This is a genomic window from Cellulomonas wangleii (genome assembly GCF_018388445.1).
GTDB classification, from domain to species: Bacteria; Actinomycetota; Actinomycetes; order Actinomycetales; family Cellulomonadaceae; genus Cellulomonas; species Cellulomonas wangleii.
Genome location: NZ_CP074405.1, coordinates 608,032 through 628,391 on the forward strand (window position 1 = coordinate 608,032; position 20,360 = coordinate 628,391).

A 20,360-nucleotide genomic window follows, 5' to 3' on the forward strand; every position below is an offset into this window, starting at 1 on the left:
GTGGTGCGGCTGGAGCGTCCCTGTGAGTTCGCTGAGCCGGGCGCGGGCCCCGACCCGCGCCGCGGGAGGGCGTCCTCCGGGCGGTCACCCGAGGTCCCCCGGGTGGCCTACCGTGTGACGGTGCACGAGGGTCCTGTCGTCCGGGTGGTCCCGGACCAGCGGCGTCGGCCGCAGGCGCGCGGCGGGGTCGTGGTCGCCTGCGGTGCCGTGGCCGTCGCGTGCGCCGTGGGCGTGTGGCTGCTGTGGCGGTCGTTCGTCGACACGTGGGCCGGGCAGCGCGTCGAGGACGCGGCGCTCGACGGCGCGGCGTTCGGCCAGGGCCGGCTGTGGGCCGTCGCCGAGCCGGTGCTCGACGTCGTGTCCGTCGGCTTCGTCGCCGGCGGCCTGCTCGGGGCGGCCGTCGTCGCCCTGGTACGCCGTCGGCTGTCGCTGGCGGTGCAGGTCGCGGTGCTCGTCGGCGGGGCCAACCTCACCACGCGGCTCGTCAAGCACGTGGTGCTGGACCGCCCCCTGCTGGGCGTCGGTGCCGACTACGGCAACACGCTGCCCAGCGGCCACACCACCGCGGCGGGGTCCGTGGCGGCGGCGCTGCTGCTGGTCGCGCCGCCCCGCGCCCGGCCCGTCGTCGCGCTGCTCGGCGCCGGGTACACGGCGCTGACCGGGGTCTCGACGCTCGTGGGGCAGTGGCACCGGCCGTCGGACGTGGTGGCGGGCACGCTCGTCGTGCTCGGCTGGACGGCCCTGGTCTGCGGTGCCATGGCGGCCCGGCCCGGTGTCACGCCGACCGCGACGTCGACCCTGCCGCGGGTGGGCGCCGGAGACCCGTGGTGGCAGCGCACGCGGCGCACCGCGCTGGGGCTCGCCGTCCTGGGCGCGGCGGCCGGTGCGGTGGCCGGCCTGCTCCTGACCCGCACGTGGGCGTACCGGGCCGGGGTCGCGGACCGGGCCCACGAGCTGCTGGCCTACGGTGGGGGCGTGGCGGGGGTCGTCGCGGCGTGCTGCCTGACGTTCGCGGCGATGCTCGTGCTGCGGCACGCCGCCGGTTCGCGGGACGAGACGACGTCGGCTCCGGGTTGACGCCAGGACGTAGAGTCCCCTCGGAAGCGGTGTCCACGCGTCGTGGCGCGCCCACGGCCGCCACGAGATCGTCGTTCACACCCCTCGGCACGGAAGGCCGTTCAGATGTCTGCAGGTCGCAAGCTCGTCATCGTGGAGTCGCCCGCGAAGGCGCGCACGATCGCCGGGTACCTCGGCGACGGGTACGACGTGGAGGCGTCGGTCGGGCACATCCGGGACCTGCCGCAGCCCTCCGAGCTGCCCGCGGACATGAAGAAGGGTCCGTACGGCAAGTTCGCCGTCGACGTCGAGAACGGGTTCGTGCCGTACTACGTCGTCGACGCGGACAAGAAGAAGAAGGTCGCCGAGCTCAAGAAGCTCCTCAAGGAGTCCGACGAGCTCTACCTCGCCACCGATGAGGACCGCGAGGGCGAGGCCATCGCGTGGCACCTGCTGGCCGAGCTGAAGCCGAAGATCCCCGTCAAGCGCATGGTGTTCCACGAGATCACGCGCGAGGCGATCGCCCGCGCGCTGGAGAACACCCGCGAGCTCGACGAGCGCCTCGTCGACGCGCAGGAGACGCGGCGCATCCTCGACCGGTTGTACGGCTACGAGGTCAGCCCCGTGCTGTGGCGCAAGGTCCGCCAGGGCCTGTCCGCCGGCCGCGTGCAGTCGGTGGCGACGCGCCTGGTCGTGGAGCGCGAGCGCGAGCGCATGGCGTTCGTCGCGGCCGACTACTGGGACGTGACCGGCACGTTCGCCGTGGCCGACGACGCCGAGCCGACGTTCGTCGCACGCCTGACCGGTGTGGGCGGGGCGCGCGTCGCGTCCGGCCGTGACTTCGACGACCGCGGCGGGCTGAAGTCCCGCGACGCGGTCGCGCTCGACGAGGCGCGGGCGACCGCGCTGGTCGCCGGGCTCGAGGGCGCCGCGTTCACGGTGCAGTCCCTGGAGACCAAGCCGTACACCCGTCGCCCGGCAGCGCCGTTCACCACGTCGACCCTGCAGCAGGAGGCGTCGCGCAAGCTGCGCATGAGCTCGCGGCAGGCCATGCGCACCGCGCAGTCGCTGTACGAGAACGGCTACATCACCTACATGCGGACCGACTCGCCCGCGCTGTCCACGCAGGCGGTCGACGCCGCGCGCCGGCAGGTGGCCGAGCTGTACGGCTCGGAGTACGTGCCCGACAAGCCGCGCGTGTACACGTCGAAGGCCAAGGGCGCGCAGGAGGCGCACGAGGCCATCCGCCCCGCGGGTGACCACTTCCGCACCCCGGCCCAGGTCGCGCGTGAGCTGTCCGGCGACCAGTTCAAGCTCTACGAGCTGATCTGGAAGCGCACGGTCGCCTCGCAGATGGCCGACGCCCGTGGCCAGACGGCGTCGGTGCGCCTGGCGGCCACCGCCACCCCCGCCGACGGCCCGGTGGAGACGGTGTTCTCCGCGTCCGGCACGGTCATCACGTTCCGCGGCTTCCTCGCGGCCTACGAGGAGGGCCGCGACCGCGGCCGGTACGACGAGTCCGAGGGCGGTGGCGCCGCGGGCAAGGACGACGCCCGGTTGCCGCAGATGGCGCAGGGCGACGCGGTCGACGCGTCCGGGCTCACGGCCGACGGCCACCGCACGTCCCCGCCGCCGCGCTTCACCGAGGCGTCGCTGGTCAAGGCGCTCGAGGAGCGCGGCATCGGCCGCCCCTCGACGTACGCCGCGACGATCGGTGTCATCCAGGACCGCGGGTACGTCACCAACCGCGGGCAGGCGCTGGTGCCGACGTGGCTCGCGTTCGCCGTCACGCGGCTGCTCGAGGAGAACTTCGACCGGCTGGTGGACTACAACTTCACGGCCGGCATGGAGGAGGACCTCGACGCCATCGCCGCGGGCCAGAAGGAGCGCGTCGACTGGCTGGAGCAGTTCTACTTCGGTGACCGGTCCGACTCCGTCGAGACCGGCGGCCTGCGCGGGCTCGTCGACAACCTCGGCGAGATCGACGCGCGCGAGGTCAACTCCATCGACATCGGCGACGGCATCACGCTGCGCGTCGGGCGGTACGGGCCGTACCTCGAGGCGCCCGGCGACGGGCCGGACGCCGACCCGCGTCGGGCCTCCGTGCCGGACGACCTGGCCCCCGACGAGCTCACGGTCGACAAGGCGCGCGAGCTGCTCGAGACCATGCCCGACGGCGACAAGGTGCTGGGCACCGACCCGGCGACCGGTCACCAGGTCGTCGCGCGCAACGGCCGCTACGGGCCGTACGTGACCGAGGTGCTGCCGGAGCCCGAGCTGGACCCGGGCCTGTCCGCCGCCGCCCGCAAGAAGGCGCTGGCCGCGGCCCCCAAGCCGCGCACCGGCTCGCTGTTCTCCTCGATGTCGCTGGCCACCGTGACCCTCGACGACGCGCTGCGGCTGCTGTCGCTGCCGCGCGTGGTCGGCGTCGACCCCGAGTCGGGCGCCGAGATCACCGCGCAGAACGGCCGCTACGGCCCGTACCTGAAGAAGGGCACGGACTCGCGGACGCTGGCGTCGGAGGAGCAGCTCTTCGACATCACCCTCGACGAGGCGCTCGCGATCTACGCGCAGCCCAAGCGGGGGCGCGGGCAGACGGCGACCCCGCCGCTGCGCGAGCTGGGCACCGACCCGACGAGCGGCAAGCCGATCGTCGTCAAGGACGGCCGGTTCGGCGCGTACGTCACCGACGGCGAGACCAACCGGACCCTGCCGCGTGACGTCACCCCGGAGTCGATCACCCCCGAGCAGGCCGTGGAGCTGCTGGCGGAGAAGCGCGCGGCCGGACCGGCCAAGAAGCGCACGACGACCCGCAAGGCGCCCGCACGGAAGAAGTCCGCCGCCAAGGGCTGACCGTCCGGCCGGGTGCCCCGGCATCCGGTGCCGCGGCGTCCGGCGGGTGATGCCGCGCGGCACCGGCGCGGCGTGCAGGTACGGCCTGCCGGGTGTCGCCGTCGGGCACTAGGTTTGACGGCATGGCTCGCACCGAGGACCCCCGCAACGCCCCGCCGATCCGCTGGGGCATCATCGGCGCCGGCGGCATCGCCAGCCAGTTCGCCCACTCCGTGCGCGAGTTCACGCGCGCGCAGCTCGTGGCGGTCGGCTCGCGGCACCGTGACCGCGCCGAGCGGTTCGCCACCGCGCACGGCATCCCCACGACGCACGTCGGCTACCGGGACCTCGTCGAGGACCCGCAGGTCGACGCGGTCTACGTGGCCACCCCGCACTCCGAGCACCGCGAGCACGCGCTGCTGGCGATCCGGGCCGGCAAGCACGTGCTGGTGGAGAAGTCGTTCACGCGCAACGTCGCCGAGGCGCAGGAGGTCTTCGACGCCGCTCGCGCCGCCGGCGTCTTCGTGATGGAGGCGATGTGGACGCGGTTCCTGCCGCACGTCGCCGCGCTGCGCCAGGTCATCGAGGCCGGTGAGATCGGCGACATCGTCAACATCCGCGCCGACCACGGGCAGTACTTCCCGTTCGACCCGGCCAGCCGCCTGTACGACCCGGCGCTCGCCGGCGGCGCCCTGCTCGACCTCGGCGTGTACCCGGTGTCGTGGGCGCACGACTTCCTCGGGGTGCCCACCGCCGTGCACGCGTTCGGGCAGCTGACGGAGACGGGCGTCGACGGGCAGGTCTCGATGATCCTCGACTACGGCGAGGGCCGGCAGGCGACGCTGAACACCACGCTGTGGTCGAAGACGCCGACCACGTCGTCGATCTCCGGCACCGAGGGCTACATCCGGGTGGCCGGCCCGTTCTACGCGCCGACGTCGTTCCGCCTGGCGCGCCGCGACGGCCGGGAGTGGACGTTCGACCAGCCCGCGGCCCGCGGCCTGCAGTACGAGGCGGCCGAGGTGGCCCGCCGCGTCGCCGCCGGGGACACCGAGAGCCCGCTGATGACCTGGCAGGGCACGCTGGACGTGCTGACGACGATGGACGAGGTGCGCCGGCAGGTCGGCGTGACGTATCCGGGGGAGCAGGTCGCCTGACCCCGCGGGGGCGGAGCTCCGTCGGCCCGTGCGGTCGGGGCGCGGTGCGGCGCTGTGGGCGCCGGCGGCTAGCCTGACCGCGTGAGCACCGACCGCGCCCCCCGCCCCGACCCGGCACCCGGCGACGGGGTGCCGCCCGGGGTGTTCGTGTCCTTCGAGGGCGGCGACGGTGTCGGCAAGTCCACGCAGGTCGCCCTGCTGGGGCACCACCTGACGACGCTGGGGCGCGAGGTCGTCGTGACCCGGGAGCCCGGGGGCACGCCGCTGGGGCTGGAGCTGCGCCGCGCCGTGCTGCACGGCGAGGACCTCGACCCGCGCACGGAGGCGCTGCTGTACGCCGCCGACCGCGCGCACCACGTGGCCTCGCTGGTGCGCCCGGCTCTCGCGCGCGGTGCCGTGGTGCTCACCGACCGGTACCTCGACTCCTCCGTGGCCTACCAGGGCACCGGGCGTGGGCTCGGCGCGGACGAGGTGGAGCAGCTCTCGCTGTGGGCCGTGCAGGGGCTGCTGCCGCACGTCACCGTCCTGCTCGACCTGGACCCGGCGATCGGGCTGGCGCGCCTGACCGGCGACCCGGACCGGCTCGAGGCGGCGGGCGACGAGTTCCACCGGCGCACCCGTGAGGCGTTCCTGGCCCGCGCCGCGGCGGACCCCGCACGCTGGCTGGTCCTCGACGCCTCCCGGCCGGCCGACGTCGTCGCCGCTCAGGTGCGCGCCAGGATCGCGCCGCTGCTCGGTGCCTCGCCCGTCGGCGCGGGACCCGTCGGTGCGGCGGCCGGGAGCGTGGCGTGAGCGTCTGGGACGACCTGGTCGGCCAGGAGCCGGCCGTCGCCGTGCTGCGCCGCGCGGTGACCGACCCCTCCGCGATGACCCACGCGTGGCTGCTCACCGGCCCTCCGGGGTCCGGCCGCTCCAACGCCGCGCGGGCCTTCGCCGCCGCCCTCCAGTGCGAGGCGGGTGGGTGCGGCACCTGCCACGCCTGCACCACCGTGCTGTCGGGCGCCCACCCGGACGTCACGCTCGTCGCCACCGAGGGCGTGTTCATCCGCGTGGACACGACGCGCCCGCTCGTCGAGCTCGCGCAGCGGTCGCCGTCGCAGGGCCGGTGGCGCGTGATCGTCGTGGAGGACGCCGACCGCTTCAACGACCAGAGCGCGAACGTGCTGCTCAAGGCGATCGAGGAGCCTCCGCCGCGGACCGTGTGGCTGCTGTGCGCCCCGGGCCCGGAGGACGTGCTCGTGACGATCCGGTCCCGCAGCCGGGCCGTCGGGCTGCGGGTGCCGCCGGTCGACGCGGTCGCCGAGCTGCTGGTGCGGCGCGACGGTGCCGACCCGCGGGTCGCGCAGGTCGCGGCCCGCGCGGCCCAGAGCCACATCGGCATCGCGCGTCGGCTCGCGCGGGACCCGCAGGCGCGCGAGCGCCGCGCGGCCGTCCTGTCCCTCGCGTCGCGCGTGCGCGGCGTGGGCGACGCGGTGCTCGCCGCCGGCGAGCTCGTCGAGACCGCGCAGGCCGACGCGAAGGCCGCCACGGAGGAGCGGGACGCCGCCGAGCGGAACGAGCTGCTGCGCGGCATGGGCGCGGACGGCGCCCAGCAGCTGCCGCCGTCGCTGCGCGCGCAGGTGCGCCAGCTGGAGGAGGAGCAGAAGCGGCGGGCGACGCGCGCCCAGCGCGACGTCCTGGACCGCGCGATGGTGGACCTGCTCTCGCTGTACCGCGACGTGCTCGTGGTGCAGCTCGGCGCCGGCGTGGACCTGGTCAACGTGGAGCAGGAGGCGGAGGTCCGGGCGCTGGCGGCCGGGAGCACGCCGGAGCAGACGCTGCGGCGCATGGACGCCGTCGGGCAGGCCCGCACGCGACTCGCGGGCAACGTCGCCCCGCTGCTCGCCGTGGAGGCCATGGCGATCGCCCTGCGACCGCAGGGCTGACGCGCGACGACGGGCACCGCGGACCGTGCCTGACTCGCCTGTCCGGCGGCTACCGTAGTGGCATGCCGACGCGACCCACCCTGCGCCGGTGCGCCCTCGTCGCCCTGCTCGCCCTCGGCCTCGCCGGATGCGTCGCGCCGAAGCACCAGGCCTCCGCCCCCACCTCCGCCGCAGCCGCGACCTCCGGGACGTCCGACCCGGCGCTCGCGCGCTTCTACGACCAGGTGCTGGAGTGGACGACCTGCGGCAGCGAGCAGTGCGCGGACGCCACGGTGCCGCTCGACTGGTCGGAGCCGGACGGGGAGACCATCACGGTCGCGCTGCGCCGCGTGCCCGCGTCGTCGGGCGAGCCCGTCGGGTCGCTGCTGGTGAACCCCGGGGGTCCGGGACGTTCGGCCATCGACACCCTCGGGTTCTTCCGGCAGGTCGTGTCGCGCGAGGTGCTCGCGGCGTACGACCTGGTGGCGTTCGACCCGCGGGGCGTGCAGCACTCGTCGCCCGTGACCTGCGTGGAGCCGGCGGAGCTCGACGCCCTCACGTCGTGGGTGCCGGACCTCTCGACGGACGAGGGGATCGCGCAGGCCGTCGAGCGCAACGGGGAGTTCGGGCAGGCGTGCCTGGAGCGCACCGGCCCGCTGCTCGGGCACGTCGACACGATCAGCGCGGCGCGGGACATGGACGTGCTGCGCGCCGCCCTGGGCGACGAGGCCCTGACGTACCTGGGGTTCTCGTACGGCACCGAGCTGGGCGCGACGTACGCGGCGCTGTTCCCCGAGCGCGTCGGGCGCATGGTGCTCGACGGTGCGATGAACCCGACGCTCGACTCCGGTGAGGTGGCCGCCGGGCAGGCCGCCGGGTTCGAGGGTGCGCTGCGGGCGTACGTGGCCGACTGCCAGGCCGGTGCCGCGTGCCCCCTGGGCGGCGACGTGGACGCCGGGCTGGCGCAGATCACCCGCATGTTCGACCGGATCGCCGCGAACCCGCTGCCCACCGGCACCGAGCGCGAGCTGACCCTCGCGCTCGCGTTCAGCGGCGTCGCCGCGCCGCTGTACGCGCAGGCGAGCTGGCCGCTGCTCACGCAGGCGCTGACCAAGGCGATGGAGGAGGGCGACGGCTCGGTGCTGCTGCAGCTCGCCGACAGCTACTACGGCCGTGCCCCCGACGGCACGTACTCGTCGAACCAGAACGAGGCGTTCTCCGCCGTCCTGTGCCTGGACGACCGCCCGTCGGCCGACCCGGACGACATGCGCGCGGACGCGGCGGAGGTCGCGGAGGTCGCCCCGACGGTCGGGCGGTTCTTCTCCTACGGCGGCGTGGCGTGCGAGGCGTGGCCGGTGCCCGCCGTCGGTGCGCTGGAGTCGTACGCCGCGGACGGTGCCGCGCCCGTCCTGGTGATCGGCACGACGAACGACCCCGCGACGCCGTACGCGTGGGCCGAGCAGCTCGCGGGGATCCTGTCCTCCGGCGTGCTGCTCACCTACGAGGGCGAGGGGCACACCGCGTACGGGCGCTCGAACCAGTGCGTCAAGGGCGCCGTGGACACGTACCTGCTCACCGGTGAGGCGCCGGCCGACGGGACGCGCTGCTGACTTTGGTGTCGGGGCGCGCGGCGGGTACAGTGGGCGCGCTCGCCGATCGGTCGCGCACGTGCGCGGTCGGACGACGATGCCGCCTTAGCTCAGTCGGCAGAGCGTCTCACTCGTAATGAGAAGGTCAAGGGTTCGATTCCCTTAGGCGGCTCCGGAACGAGGGCCCCGCACGGTGCGTGCGGGGCCTTCGTCGTCCCCGGCCCCGTGACGGCTCCGGGCGGCCACGTCGCACCACGGACCGAGGTCCCGGGTCCTGGCCCGCCCGGCCTCCTAGCCTGCGAGGACGGCCCGCAAGGGCAGGGCGCATCGGCAAGGAGGCCGACATGCACGTCCGTCCGTACCACTCTGCTCGCAGCAACGCCCCGCACGTCTTCCACGAGGACGACGACTGCCCCGCCGGCCGGAACCTCGCGTGGTTCGACAAGGTTGAGGGCACCGAGGGCTGCGAGCCCTGCCCCCAGTGCGTGCGCACCGCGGCGACGCGCCCGGAGCACCCGGTGGGTGCAACCCACTGACCTGCGGATTCGTCCGTGACGCCGGGGCCTACGGGGGATAGCGTGGGGGTGTGGACGGTCGTCGCTCGCTCGGTCAGGTGCTTCTCGGTGTGCTCGTCGTGCTCGCCGGGGTGGTGCTCCTGCTCGAGCGCACCGGCGTGGTCGAGATCGACCTCGGCATGGTCGCCTCGACCCTGTGGCCGCTGCTGGTGGTGCTGGCCGGGCTGACCTCGCTGCTGCTGGTGCCGCGCGCGTGGTTCGGTCCCGTCGTCATCACGGCGGCCGGCGTGGTGCTGCTGCTGGACCGGCTGGACGTGCTCGACGTCGACGTGTGGGACTACCTGTGGCCGATCGCGGTGATCCTCGTCGGCCTGGGCATCACGTTCGGCGCCGCGTCGCGGGAGCAGCAGGACGACCGCATCACGGCTCTCGCCTTCTGGTGGGGCACGGAGCGGCGCAGCCGGTCCCCGCACTTCCGGTCCGCGAGCCTGACGGCGATCATGGGCGGCGTCGAGCTGGACCTGCGCGAGGCCGACATCCAGGGCACCGCGCGCATCGACGTGTTCACGTTCTGGGGCGGTGTGGAGATCAAGGTGCCCCGCACCTGGGAGGTCCGCACGTCGGGGCTGCCGCTGCTCGGCGGCTGGGAGAACAAGACGCAGCCACCCGTCGGCGGCGGGCCCGTGCTGGACGTGCGCATCGTGGCGATCATGGCCGGCGCCGAGGTGCGGCACGGCAAGAAGCAGGCCGAGCCGGTCGTCACCGACGCACCCGTCGTCTGACGGCACCGTCGTCCGACGGCACCGTCGTCCGACAGCCGCGGTCAGGCGCCGACGTACGTCACGGACTCCGCGAGCAGCGCGCGCCAGACGGCGGGGTCGTCCGACGTGACCGCGACCCACTCGCGCATCGGGGGCCGTCCCGTCGGGAAGGGCAGGCCCTCGCCCGACGTGACCAGCGCGGCCACCCGGTCGGCGGGGAGCTTGACCACGAGCCGGTCCTCGGGTGTGAAGGCGGCGATGCGGCCGTGGACGCGCAGCGTCGCGGTGCCGAAGTGGCGGCGGCCGTCCGCGGGCAGCACCACGCCCGGCAGGTCGGCGAGCTCCTGCGCGACCCGGTGCAGGCGTTCCTCCGCCGCGGCGTGGGCGGGCGTGTCACGGTCGGCCACGGGGCGATCGTAGGGCCGGGTCCCCGGGGTCCGCGCGGCGGTCGCGCGGCCGTTCCCGGGGTGCGGCCGGACGGCTAGAGGACCGGTGCCGACTGCCCGACGACGAGCGGTCCGCCGACCTCGTGGCCACCGCGCTCGTCGTGCGCGTACGAGTGCGCGACCCGGATGCCGGGGCGGCCCGCCGCGGACGCGTCGACGACCACCCGGGGGTGGGGGCGTGTCGCGTCGGCCGGGCTGGTCCAGGCGACCGCGGCAGCGGTGTACCCGCCGGACCGGGCAGCGTCCCGCGCCTGCGCGAGGCCCGCGTCGGAGTGCGGGAAGTCCAGCACCTCGACGTCGTACCCCTCGCGCACCAGCACGAACGGGGCGGACCCCGCGGCGTCGGCGACGGCCCGGTCCAGTGCGAGCTCGAGGGCGCGCAGCGCCAGGTCCTGGACCCGCTCCGAGGGTCGGTGCGGCAGGTCCTCCGGCGTGAGGTGCTGGTGCGCCGTGACGGGCAGGCCGCGACCCGGCGTGACCGTCGACTGCGGTGCGACCACGGGCTCCTCGACGACCGCGGGCTCCTCGACGACCGCGGGCTCCTCGAGGACCACGGGCACGGGGGCGTCGGGCGTCGCGAACCGCTCGGCCGTGTCCTGGACGAACGTGGGAGTCCAGGCGGCGGGCTCGTCGTCGGGCTCGTCGGGCTCGTCGGTCCCGGTGGTGTCCTGGACGACCGTGGGGGTCCACGCGGCGGGTGCCGGGGACGTGCCCGGGAGGTCGGTGCCGTCGGGGCCGGTGCCCTCGACGAACGTGGGGGTCCAGGCGGCGGGCTCGTCGTCGGGCTCGTCGGGGCCGGTGTCCTGGACGACCGTGGGGGTCCAGGCGGCGGGCTCCGGGTCGGGGTCCTGGATCGCGTCGTCGTACGCCCCGACGTCGCTGCCGGTGTCCTCGACGAACGTCGGGCTCCAGCCGGCGGGCTCCGGGTCGGGCTCGTCGGCCCCGGTGTCCTGGACGACCGTGGGGGTCCACGCCGCGCGCTCCGGGGTGGGCTCGTCGGCGGGGGCGTCGGGGACCACGGCCGGCGCCCAGGCGGGCTCCGGCGCCGCCGCGGCCGGCGGCTGCTCGGACCGGGGGGCGGGGTGCGGCGTGGGGACCTGCTGCCGACCGGACATCAGGTGCGCCGCCGCCCGCTGCACGTAGTCCACCGTCCACGAGGGCGACCGCACCCGCCAGCGCTGGTGGGCGTCGAGCACCGGCAGCACGGGCATGTGGGGCCGGTCCGGCAGCAGCACGCCGGGGGTCGCACCGTCGGGGCCGGGGCACATCATCCACACCGCGTCGGTGACCGACGCGAGCAGGAGGTCGCCGACCGCGATCCCGAGCGCGGCGGAGACCCCGGCGGGTGCGGGCGCGTCCGCCGGGTGCGTGTGCAGCAGGCGCGCCCAGCGGGCGTCGAGCGCCGCGGCGTCGTGCGCGTCGGTGCCGTCCGCCCGCAGCCAGGCACGCAGGCGGTCGAGGTGGGCGGACTCCCCGGGAGTCAGCGGGCGTGCGAGCAAGGGTGCCGTGGGGGCGGCGGACCTCGCCGCGGGCGCGGGCGAGACGGTGTCCATGCCCGCTCATCGGCGCCGGCGGCGCGCGCCTTGAGGACCCGGACGTGTGAGTCGTGGCGAGGCGGAGCGTGCCCGACGCGCCCGCCCGGCCACGCGCCGGTTCGGCGCCACCGCAGGGGGCGTCGCGCCCGGCGCCCCCTGCGGTGGCGCCCGCCGCGGGCTCGGCTACCGTGACGACGGTCCCCGGGGAGGTCCTCATCCGTCGCGTCGCCGTCGCCGCCGTCACCGCGGTCTCCCTCGCCCTCGGCGTGGGCGTCGGCGTGCAGACGTGGACCTCGGCGGATCGGCGCGCGGCGCAGGCGGAGCGGGAGGCGGCGCTCGGGCGTGTCGACGACGCGCTCGCGGTGGTGCACGCGGACGTGGCCGCCCGGGTCGTCGAGGGGGCGACGTCCGACGCGGTGGGCTCGTCCGCCCTGCTGACCGACGCCCGCTCCGCGCTCGAGGCGGCGCTCGCGCGGGGGCAGCAGACGCTGGAGGCGTCCGCCGAGCGCGTCGGTGACGACGACGCGCCACGTGCCGCGCTGACAGCCCACCTCGAGGCGGGCCGGGCGGCCGCACCCACCGCGTCGCCGCTGGCCGCCCGGCGGCTCGCGGCGGAGCTGGCCGCCGCCGAGCAGGCCGTGCACGTGGCGGTGGCGGCGGAGCAGGCACGCGTGGCGGAGCGGGAGGCGGCCCGGGTCGCGGCCGAGGCCGCCCGGGCGGTGCGGGCGACCAGCCGGCCCGGGACGCCTCCCGCACCGGGCGGGGGCGCCGACCGGTGCGCGACGACCTACGGTGGGCCCGCGTTCTACACGTCGGTGCCCACGGAGGGGGGCGACGGGTCGAACGGCCGGCTGCCGCCCTCCGCGCTCACGGCCGTCTCCTGGACGCGCGACTCCCGCGGCACACCGTTCTACCTGCGCGCGGACGCGGCGGCCGCCCTCGAGCGGCTGAACCGGGCGTTCCGCGCCGCGCTCGGGCACGACCTGGCGCTGGACCTCACGTACCGCGACCTCGACACGCAGGTGGCGATGCGCGCGGCGCTCGGCTCGGTCGCGGCGGTGCCCGGCACGTCCTCGCACGGCACCGGCCTGGCCCTGGACGTGCCGGAGCTGCCGTGCGAGTACGGCTGGGACTCCCCGGCGCGCGCCTGGCTCGTGGCCAACGGCCCCGCGTACGGCTGGGTCTCGCCCACGTGGGCCCGGCAGGGCGGCTCGAACCCGGAGTACTGGCACTACGAGTACCGGGGCTGACGGCGTCGGCGCGCCGGCGCGTCAGCGGGGGCGGTCGCGGTCCTTGCTGGGCTGCACGCGCTTGGGCTCGCCCGGCATCTTCGGGTACTCCGGGGGGTAGGGCAGGTCGCCGTGGCCCTCGTCGTGCGCCTGGCGGTCCGCCAGCTCCAGCAGGGAGTCCAGGCGGTACCGGGGCGTGCCCCCGGCCACGAGCGGGGCGAACAGGTCGCCGACGGCCGCGAACCGGGCGGGCATGGTCGACACGTCGAAGTCGTCCGGGTGCGCCTCGCCGACCTCGTCCCACGCCAGCGGCGCCGACACGGTCGCGCGCGGGTTCGAGCGGATCGAGTACGCGGACGCGATCGTGCGGTCCCGGGCCATCTGGTTGTAGTCGACGAAGATCTTGCGGCCGCGCTCCTCCTTCCACCACCGCATCGTCACCTGGTCCGGCAGACGACGCTCCAGCTCCCGGCCGAACGCGATGGTGGCGCGGCGCGCGTCGGTGAACGTCCACTCCGGCTCGATCGGCACGAAGACGTGCAGCCCTCGCCCGCCCGACGTCTTGGGGGTCCCCTCCAGCCCGTGCTCGGCGAGCAGCTCGCGCACGTGCGGGGCCACGCGCGCGGCGTCCGCGAAGTCGGTGCCGGGCTGCGGGTCGAGGTCGATGCGCACCTGGTCCGGCCGGTCGACGTCGTCGCGCACCACGGGCCACGGGTGGAAGGTCAGGGTCCCCAGGTTCGCGGCCCACGCCACGACCGCCAGCTCGGTGGGCGCCACCTCGTCGGCCGTGCGGCCCGACGGGAAGGCGATCCGGGACGTCTCGACGTACTCCGGCGCACCCTGCGGGACACGCTTCTGGTAGAACGCGTCACCGGAGGAGTCCTGCCGGGTCGCCATGCGGGCGCCCTCGAAGACGCCCTTGGGCCAGCGCTCCAGGGTGGTGGGGCGGTCGCGCAGCGCGCCGAGGATCCCGTCGCCCACGGCCAGGAAGTACTGCACCACGTCCAGCTTGGTCAGGCCGCGTTCCGGGAACACGACGCGGTCCGGGCTGCTGACCCGCACCGTGCGCCCCCGGACGTCCAGCTCCACCGCCGCGGTCTGTGCCATGGGTCACACCGTAGAGGCCGGTGCCGCCACGTGCCCCCCGCAGGCACCCCGGTCGCCCGGCCCCGACCGCGACCGGGGTCGCCTCAGGGTCGGTTCCGGGGTCGTCCCGGAGGCGTCGACGCGGACGGCCGTCCAGACTCGTCGTACCGACGACGAGGAGGACCGATGGACGGCATACGTGGGGCGTTCGCACGGGCGGGTCTGGTGCGACCGCAGAACGGACGGTGGCTGGCGGGGGTGTGCGCGGGGGTCGCGGCGCGGACCGGGATCGACGCGTGGATGGTGCGCCTCGCGCTGCTGCTCCTGACGATCCTGCCCGGCAGCGCGGTCGTCGTGTACGCGGTGCTGTGGTTCTGCATGCCGCCGCAGGGATGGGTGCCGCCTGCCCGGACGCACTGACCGCATGGTGCTGGTCACCCGTCCGGGTCGTGGTCCCAGGCGGCACGACGCCGCCGCGTCAGGCACCCTGGTGCCCGTGGGAGAAGTCCGTGACCTTCGCAGCCGCCGCGGTACGCCCCCGCCCGTGCTCGACGACGAGCTGGTCCTGACCGCCGAGCGCAGTGCCCCCCGGCACGCACGCCACTGGGTCATGCGGGCCGTCGCCGGAGCCGGTGTCGGGGGTGCGTCCAACCAGGTCATCGAGCTGCTCGCGGGTGAGCTCGTGTCCAACGCCGTGATCCACGGACCGGCCGACGAGCCGGTCCGCGTGGCCGTGCGGGTCGACGGGGGTGTCGTGCGCGTCGCCGTCACCGACCGCGGGGGCGGCGTGCCGCGGGTCCGGCACCCCGAGCCCACCGAGCCGAACGGGCGTGGCATGGCCCTGGTCGACGCGCTGTCCACCGCCTGGGGCTCGGCCCGGCTGGCCGACGGCGGCACGACCGTGTGGTTCGAGGTCGACACCGACGACTGACGCCCGCGTCCGCGCGGCGGCGGTGTGCGCGGGGCCACGAGTGCATGGTGCGCTGCGGTCGACGTCCGTTGTGCGCGTCTGCTGGTCTGGCGATACGTTCGTCCAGGATGTGGCGTGCTCGCGCCTGCGGGGTGCCGTTGACGGTGGGTCGCGTGCCGGGCAGGACGTAGGGAGCAGACATGACGGGCAAGAACGGCAACGTGGCCACGGAGCCGGGCACCGCGACGGGCGCGGTCCCGACGACCACCGGGTCGGTCGCGGCGGTGGACGGCGACGACGCGCCCCTGCGCCTGCCGCAGATCACGGCCGAGGTCCGCGAGGACGGCACGGGCGAGATCTCCGTCGACGGCGTCCGGGAGACCATCGCGATGGCCGACCTCGCGCAGGCGGGCGCCGCCGTGACGGGGCGCATCGCCGCGCTCGCGGCCGACGCGGGCCGTGCGCTGCCCGTCGAGGTCCGGGACCCCGACGGGCTGTGGGCCCTGCTGATCCACCCCGACGGACGCGTCGACGAGGCGGACGAGCGCGACCTGGCGCTCAGCGCCCCGGTGCCCGTCGTCGAGCCGGCCGCCTGGTCCACGCCGGACCCGCTGTCGGCGCCGACGCCCGTGGTGCCCAGCGGCGCGACCCCCGTGGTCGCGGCCGACGCGGCACAGGGCGGGCCTGTCGCCACCTCCGGGGCCGTGCCCGCGGTGCCCTCCGGCGCGCCGACGTCCGGGACGCGAGCCGAGCGGCGCGCGGCCGACCCGGCGACCCTGCCCACGCTCGACGACCTGCTCGCCGCCCGGCACCCCGGCCACGAGGGCCCGGCCGAGCAGGGCTGGCAGCGCACGGTCCGTCGCCTCACGTTCGGGGCGGTCAAGCCGCGACCCGGCGCGGCCGAGCGTGCGCGTCGCTCCCAGGTCGAGGCGATCCGCCGCACGTTCGACGGTCCGCGCACGGTCGTCGTCGTCAACCCCAAGGGCGGCGCGCACAAGACCACCGCCACGATGCTGCTGGCCTCGACGTTCGGGCTCGCCCGCGGCGGGTACACCCTGGCCTGGGACAACAACGAGACGCGGGGCACGCTGGGCTGGCGCTCGTCGCACGGGGACCACACGCGCACCGCGGTGGACCTGCTGCACTCCCTGCCGGACCTCACGCAGCGCGGCACCCTGCGCATCGGCGACCTCGACCAGTTCGTGCGCACGCAGCAGGACGAGCAGTTCGACGTCCTGGCCTCCGACGAGAACGCGGCGTCGATCGAGAGCGTCGACGCGGCGTCGTACCGGGCGCTGCACGACGTGCTGACGCAGTTCTACCGGGTGCTCGTCGTGGACACCGGCAACAACATGCGCGCCTCGAACTGGCAGGCGGCGGTGCGCTCGGCCGACCAGCTGGTCGTGGTGTCGACGCTGCGCGAGGACACCGCGCAGTCCGCCGCGTGGGCGCTGGACGCGCTGCGGGCGACGGGCCAGGAGGAGCTGGTGCGGCAGGCGGTGACGATCCTGTCGTTCCCCGAGCCCAAGGTCGACAAGGACCTGCGCCAGCGGCTGCGCTCGCACTTCGGTGCGCTGACCCGGGCGGTCCTCGAGGTCCCGCACGACAAGGCGCTCGTGTCCGGCGGACCGATCGACCACGCCTCGCTGCGCCCCGCGACGCGGGACGCCTGGCTCCGCGCGACCGCCGTGGTGGCCGACGGCCTGTGACGTCGACGGGCCGCCGGCGTGACCCGCCGGCGGCCCCGACCTGCCGGGCAGGCGGACCGCACCGGCGGTGACGTCGCGCCGGGCCGGGCCGGATCGCGCGGCTCGCGCCGGATCGACCGGGTCGTGCAAGATCGGGACCGGTCGCGACACCGGGAGGGTGAGGGTGGTGCCCGCACCGTCCCGACCGACGTCCGACGCACGCCCGACCCGGGAGCCGCAGTGCCCGCGCACCCTGAGCACGACACCGACCCCCGCACCGTCCCGAGCCCCGTCGACGCCGCGGACGGCGACACGGCGGACGTCGACACGGCGGGCGCCGGCGCGCACGACCGCGACGCCGTCACCGGGGGCGGTGGGCGTGACGCGGCGTGGTTCGAGGACCTGGTGCGGTCGCACGCCACCGCCGTGCACCGGTACGTCCTGCGGCGGGTCGCCGCGTCGGACGTCGAGGACCTGACCGCCGACGTGCTGACGACCGCCTGGCGCCGCCGCGACGACGTGCCGGAGGGCGCCGAGCTGCCGTGGCTCTACCGCACCGCGGGCTACGTCGTGGCCAACCACCGGCGCAAGAGCCGACCCGTGCCCGTCGCGGACGTCCCGGAGGAGACGGACGCCGACGACCCCGCGCTGCGCGCCGTGCGCGACGACACCGTGCGGACCGTGCTCGCGGGCCTGTCGGCGCGCGACCGCGAGGTGCTGCTGCTGCACGCCTGGGAGGGCCTGGCGGGGGAGGCGCTCGCCGCCGCGCTCGGCATCGGCCGGGGCGGGGCCGACGCGGCCCTCTCCCGCGCCCGGGCGCGGCTGCGGACCGCGTTCGCCGCGGCCGGCGTCGACGGCTGACCGACGCCTCGACCCGGCCCGCGCAGCGGACCGCGACGTCCCACCGCTGCAAGACCCGCCGCCCCCGGCACACAGACGGAGCAGGAACGGACCACGGGCCGAGCCCGCCCCAGGAGGACCACATGGACGACATGCGCGACCCCGGCGTCCCCGACGACGCCGCCCCTGACGCCCGGGGCAGCGGAGGGACCGCCGACACTCCCCGCCCTGCCGAGGCCCCCGGCCCTGCCGAGACCTCCGGCCCCGTCGAGACCTCCGGCCCCGCCGACCTCCCGGACGGCGCCGACGACGCCGTGGCCCGCGTGCGCGCCGCCGACCCGGCGGCCGGTGCGACACCGGACGCCGCACGTCTGCAGGCGCGCCTCGCCGCGAGCACCGGTGTACCGCTGGGGCCCGGGGGTGCCGCACCCGTGACCGACGAGCTCGCCGCGGCCCGTGCCCGGCGCCGCCCTGCCCGGTGGCTGCAGGCGGCCGCCGTCGCCGCGGGCGTCGCGGTCGTCGGCGCCGGCGGGTACGCGATCGGTGCCGCGGGTGCGGACGAGCCGGGCGCGCCGGCGATCGCGCTGCAGGGAGGCGGCGCGGGTGCCACCGAGATGGCAGCGGACGCGCGCATGGCCGGCGGGTGGTTCGGCGGGCGCACGGTGTTCACGGGCAGCGACCTGGACGGCGCAGGCGGGTCCGCGCAGGCGTGGGCGCTCGACGCGTCGCAGGCCGCCACGGCGCAGACGGCGGCGCAGGTGGCCGAGGTGCTCGGCGTGCCCGGTGAGCCGCGCCAGGAGTGGGGGCAGTGGGTCGTCGGTGCGTCCGACGGCACGTCCGCGACGGTCCAGGTGGGCATCGACGGGTACGCGAGCACCTGGTTCTACGACCCGGCCCACGACCCCGCCGCCTGCACGGTGGACCCGTCGAGCGCGCCCGACGACGGTGCGTCCGCCGAGCCCGCGGCGCCGGGGTCCGTCGGGGGATCGGTGGGCGCTGCGGCGGGCGGTGCGCCGGACGTCTCGATCCAGCCCGCGCCGGACGAGCAGCCCGCCGTCGTCGACCCCGGTGTCTGCGACCCCGCCGGCACCCCGACCGGCGACGCCGCGATCGAGCGGGCCCGCGACCTCATGGCCGAGCTCGGTGTGGGTCCCGACGGCTACGAGGTCGCGGTGACCGACGAGACCGGGGTGCCCGGGCTGGTGAGCGTGACCGGCACGCAGGTCGTCGACGGCAACCAGACCGGGATGGCGTGGTCGGTGCAGCTGGCCGGGGACGGCGTGCAGTCGCTCTACGGCACGCTCGCGCCCCTCGTGCCGCTCGGCACGTACGACGTGATCGGCGCCGACGAGGCCGTCGAGCGGCTGAACGACCCCCGGTTCGGCGGGTCGCCGGGCGGCGTCGTGCCGCTCGCCGCTCGTGCCGAGGGCGGCGTCGCGACGCTCGACGAGCCCGCGACGATCCTGCCGGAGCCCGTCGAGCCGACCGTGCCCCCGGTGCCCGCGCCCGGCGACCCCGTGGCGTGGCCCGTGCAGCAGGTGACCCTGACCGGTGCGCGGCTGGGTGTCACGGTGCTCACCGCACCGGACGGTGCGGTGCTCGTGGTCCCGGCGTGGGAGCTCACCGACGCCGACGGCGGGACGTGGAGCGTCGTCGCGGTGGTGGAGGACCAGCTCGACCTGAGCCCCGCCTGACGGGGCCGGGACGAGCCGCGTGTCCGGCGGGCCCGCGCACCGGTGGCGTCGCGCCGTGGTGGAGGGCCACGGCACGGCGCCACCGGCTCCCCGCCCGGCGAGGCGGCGGATCGGTAGCGTTCCCCCATGACCGCCACCGCCGGACCCGCCGGGCGTCTGCTGCTCCTGGACTCCGCCTCGCTGTACTTCCGCGCCTTCTTCGGCGTCCCCGACTCCGTGCGGGCCCCCGACGGCACACCCGTCAACGCCGTGCGCGGGCTCCTCGAGATGATCGCCCGGCTGGTGGCGGACCGTCACCCGACCCGCCTGGTCGCCTGCTGGGACGACGACTGGCGTCCGGCGTTCCGCGTCGAGGCCGTGCCGTCGTACAAGGCGCACCGGGTGGCGCGCGAGGTCCCGGGGACCACCGGCGTCGAGGAGGTCCCCGACGCGCTCACCGCGCAGGTGCCCGTCATCGTCGACGTGCTCGCGGCGCTGGGCATCCCGCGCCTGGGGGCGCCCGGGTACGAGGCGGACGACGTGATCGGCACCCTCGTCGCCCGCGAGGCGGCACGGCCCGCCGGCGAGCGTGCCGCGGTCGACGTCGTGACGGGCGACCGGGACCTCTTCCAGCTGGTCGACGACGACGTCCCGGTGCGCGTGCTGTACCCGGTGAAGGGCGTCAAGGACCTGCTGGTGGTCGACCAGCAGGTGCTGCAGGAGCGGTACGGGGTGGCCACCGGTCGCGCGTACGCGGACATGGCCGTGCTGCGCGGTGACCCGAGCGACGGGCTGCCCGGCGTGCCCGGGATCGGGGAGAAGACCGCGGCGGCGCTGCTGCGCCGCTACGGGACCCTGGAGGGCGTGCTCGCGGCGCGCGACGCGGGGGACCGGGGCCTGACGGCGACGCAGCGCACCCGGCTCACCGACGCGGCCGACTACCTCGCGGTGGCGCCGCGCGTGGTGACCGTCGCACCCGACGCACCCGTCGACGACGTGGACGACCACCTGCCGACGGTGCCCGCCGACCCGGACGCGCTCGTCGCGCTCGCGGAGCGCTGGGGCCTCGCGTCCAGCGTGCGCCGGCTGGTGGACGTGCTGACCGCGGAGGGCGGCCGCGGGGACGGCTGACGCGCGGC

General features: G+C 76.1%; 18 protein-coding genes and 1 tRNA gene. 16 read left to right on the forward strand and 3 right to left on the reverse strand.

Features of this window, described 5'->3' with window-relative positions; genetic code table 11:
* The first annotated feature begins 120 nt into the window (after positions 1 to 120).
* The 9 genes from KG103_RS03045 (at position 121) to KG103_RS03085 (ending at position 9,835) form a co-directional block, all read left to right on the forward strand.
* Entirely contained in the window at positions 121 to 1,077 is a 957-nt protein-coding gene (locus tag KG103_RS03045; RefSeq protein WP_249670728.1) for a phosphatase PAP2 family protein, read from the forward strand.
* A 105-nt stretch (positions 1,078 to 1,182) separates the two neighbouring features.
* A complete protein-coding gene (gene topA, locus KG103_RS03050; protein ID WP_207340406.1) occupies positions 1,183 to 3,909 on the forward strand; it encodes a type I DNA topoisomerase in 2,727 nt (908 codons plus the stop codon).
* A gap of 122 nt (positions 3,910 to 4,031) precedes the next feature.
* Positions 4,032 to 5,045, forward strand: a complete 1,014-nt coding sequence (locus KG103_RS03055; RefSeq protein WP_207340407.1) for a Gfo/Idh/MocA family protein — start codon at positions 4,032 to 4,034, stop codon at positions 5,043 to 5,045.
* An 81-nt stretch (positions 5,046 to 5,126) separates the two neighbouring features.
* Positions 5,127 to 5,837, forward strand: a complete 711-nt coding sequence (gene tmk / locus KG103_RS03060; RefSeq protein ID WP_249670746.1) for a dTMP kinase — start codon at positions 5,127 to 5,129, stop codon at positions 5,835 to 5,837.
* Positions 5,834 to 6,970: a DNA polymerase III subunit delta' gene (locus KG103_RS03065; protein WP_207340408.1), complete on the forward strand. Its 1,137-nt coding sequence runs from the start codon at positions 5,834 to 5,836 to the stop codon at positions 6,968 to 6,970. The genes tmk and KG103_RS03065 overlap by 4 nt, the downstream gene beginning before the upstream one ends.
* Before the next feature lie 62 nt (positions 6,971 to 7,032).
* Complete coding sequence (locus tag KG103_RS03070; protein ID WP_207340409.1) at positions 7,033 to 8,559, forward strand: alpha/beta hydrolase; 1,527 nt, start codon at positions 7,033 to 7,035, stop codon at positions 8,557 to 8,559.
* Between the two features lie 78 nt (positions 8,560 to 8,637).
* Positions 8,638 to 8,710, forward strand: a tRNA-Thr gene (locus KG103_RS03075).
* Between the two features lie 172 nt (positions 8,711 to 8,882).
* Positions 8,883 to 9,074 carry a hypothetical protein gene (locus tag KG103_RS03080; protein ID WP_207340410.1) on the forward strand — a complete coding sequence of 64 codons (192 nt, stop codon included), beginning with the start codon at positions 8,883 to 8,885 and terminating at the stop codon, positions 9,072 to 9,074.
* Between the two features lie 50 nt (positions 9,075 to 9,124).
* A complete protein-coding gene (locus KG103_RS03085) occupies positions 9,125 to 9,835 on the forward strand; it encodes a LiaF transmembrane domain-containing protein (protein WP_207340411.1) in 711 nt (236 codons plus the stop codon).
* A gap of 41 nt (positions 9,836 to 9,876) precedes the next feature.
* Here the strand turns inward: KG103_RS03085 and KG103_RS03090 are convergent, their stop codons facing one another.
* The gene (locus KG103_RS03090) at positions 9,877 to 10,221 is read right to left on the reverse strand and encodes an MmcQ/YjbR family DNA-binding protein (RefSeq protein WP_207340412.1); all 345 of its coding nucleotides are present in this window, start codon (positions 10,219 to 10,221) and stop codon (positions 9,877 to 9,879) included.
* A 74-nt stretch (positions 10,222 to 10,295) separates the two neighbouring features.
* Complete coding sequence (locus tag KG103_RS03095; protein WP_207340413.1) at positions 10,296 to 11,813, reverse strand: hypothetical protein; 1,518 nt, start codon at positions 11,811 to 11,813, stop codon at positions 10,296 to 10,298.
* Positions 11,814 to 11,983: 170 nt separating this feature from the next.
* On the opposite strand from KG103_RS03095, the gene KG103_RS19060 reads away from it, so the two are divergent.
* Entirely contained in the window at positions 11,984 to 13,045 is a 1,062-nt protein-coding gene (locus KG103_RS19060) for a M15 family metallopeptidase (protein ID WP_264758260.1), read from the forward strand.
* 21 nt (positions 13,046 to 13,066) lie between these two features.
* Here the strand turns inward: KG103_RS19060 and ligD are convergent, their stop codons facing one another.
* Complete coding sequence (gene ligD / locus KG103_RS03105) at positions 13,067 to 14,131, reverse strand: non-homologous end-joining DNA ligase (RefSeq protein ID WP_207340414.1); 1,065 nt, start codon at positions 14,129 to 14,131, stop codon at positions 13,067 to 13,069.
* A gap of 165 nt (positions 14,132 to 14,296) precedes the next feature.
* On the opposite strand from ligD, the gene KG103_RS03110 reads away from it, so the two are divergent.
* The 6 genes from KG103_RS03110 (at position 14,297) to KG103_RS03135 (ending at position 20,352) form a co-directional block, all read left to right on the forward strand.
* Positions 14,297 to 14,530, forward strand: a complete 234-nt coding sequence (locus KG103_RS03110) for a PspC domain-containing protein (RefSeq protein ID WP_207340415.1) — start codon at positions 14,297 to 14,299, stop codon at positions 14,528 to 14,530.
* 124 nt (positions 14,531 to 14,654) lie between these two features.
* Positions 14,655 to 15,041, forward strand: coding sequence for an ATP-binding protein (locus KG103_RS03115; protein WP_249670748.1), 387 nt, complete (start codon positions 14,655 to 14,657; stop codon positions 15,039 to 15,041).
* 179 nt (positions 15,042 to 15,220) lie between these two features.
* Complete coding sequence (locus KG103_RS03120) at positions 15,221 to 16,729, forward strand: chromosome partitioning protein (RefSeq protein ID WP_207340416.1); 1,509 nt, start codon at positions 15,221 to 15,223, stop codon at positions 16,727 to 16,729.
* Between the two features lie 219 nt (positions 16,730 to 16,948).
* Positions 16,949 to 17,569 (forward strand): RNA polymerase sigma factor, encoded by a 621-nt coding sequence (locus tag KG103_RS03125; RefSeq protein ID WP_207340417.1) that lies wholly within the window; start codon positions 16,949 to 16,951, stop codon positions 17,567 to 17,569.
* A gap of 122 nt (positions 17,570 to 17,691) precedes the next feature.
* Positions 17,692 to 19,242, forward strand: coding sequence for a hypothetical protein (locus KG103_RS03130; protein ID WP_207340418.1), 1,551 nt, complete (start codon positions 17,692 to 17,694; stop codon positions 19,240 to 19,242).
* A 126-nt stretch (positions 19,243 to 19,368) separates the two neighbouring features.
* A complete protein-coding gene (locus KG103_RS03135; RefSeq protein ID WP_207340419.1) occupies positions 19,369 to 20,352 on the forward strand; it encodes a 5'-3' exonuclease in 984 nt (327 codons plus the stop codon).
* Positions 20,353 to 20,360: the final 8 nt, after the last annotated feature.

Excerpts from the sequence above, each read along its gene's own strand:
- KG103_RS03070 (WP_207340409.1), top strand. The coding sequence starts at position 7,033 with ATGCCGACGCGACCCACCCTGCGCCGGTGCGCCCTCGTCGCCCTGCTC.
- KG103_RS03095 (WP_207340413.1), bottom strand. The coding sequence starts at position 11,813 with ATGGACACCGTCTCGCCCGCGCCCGCGGCGAGGTCCGCCGCCCCCACG.
- KG103_RS03055 (WP_207340407.1), top strand. The coding sequence starts at position 4,032 with ATGGCTCGCACCGAGGACCCCCGCAACGCCCCGCCGATCCGCTGGGGC.
- KG103_RS03135 (WP_207340419.1), top strand. The coding sequence starts at position 19,369 with ATGACCGCCACCGCCGGACCCGCCGGGCGTCTGCTGCTCCTGGACTCC.
- KG103_RS03120 (WP_207340416.1), top strand. The coding sequence starts at position 15,221 with ATGACGGGCAAGAACGGCAACGTGGCCACGGAGCCGGGCACCGCGACG.
- KG103_RS03080 (WP_207340410.1), top strand. The coding sequence starts at position 8,883 with ATGCACGTCCGTCCGTACCACTCTGCTCGCAGCAACGCCCCGCACGTC.
- KG103_RS03130 (WP_207340418.1), top strand. The coding sequence starts at position 17,692 with ATGGACGACATGCGCGACCCCGGCGTCCCCGACGACGCCGCCCCTGAC.
- topA (WP_207340406.1), top strand. The coding sequence starts at position 1,183 with ATGTCTGCAGGTCGCAAGCTCGTCATCGTGGAGTCGCCCGCGAAGGCG.
- KG103_RS03110 (WP_207340415.1), top strand. The coding sequence starts at position 14,297 with ATGGACGGCATACGTGGGGCGTTCGCACGGGCGGGTCTGGTGCGACCG.
- ligD (WP_207340414.1), bottom strand. The coding sequence starts at position 14,131 with ATGGCACAGACCGCGGCGGTGGAGCTGGACGTCCGGGGGCGCACGGTG.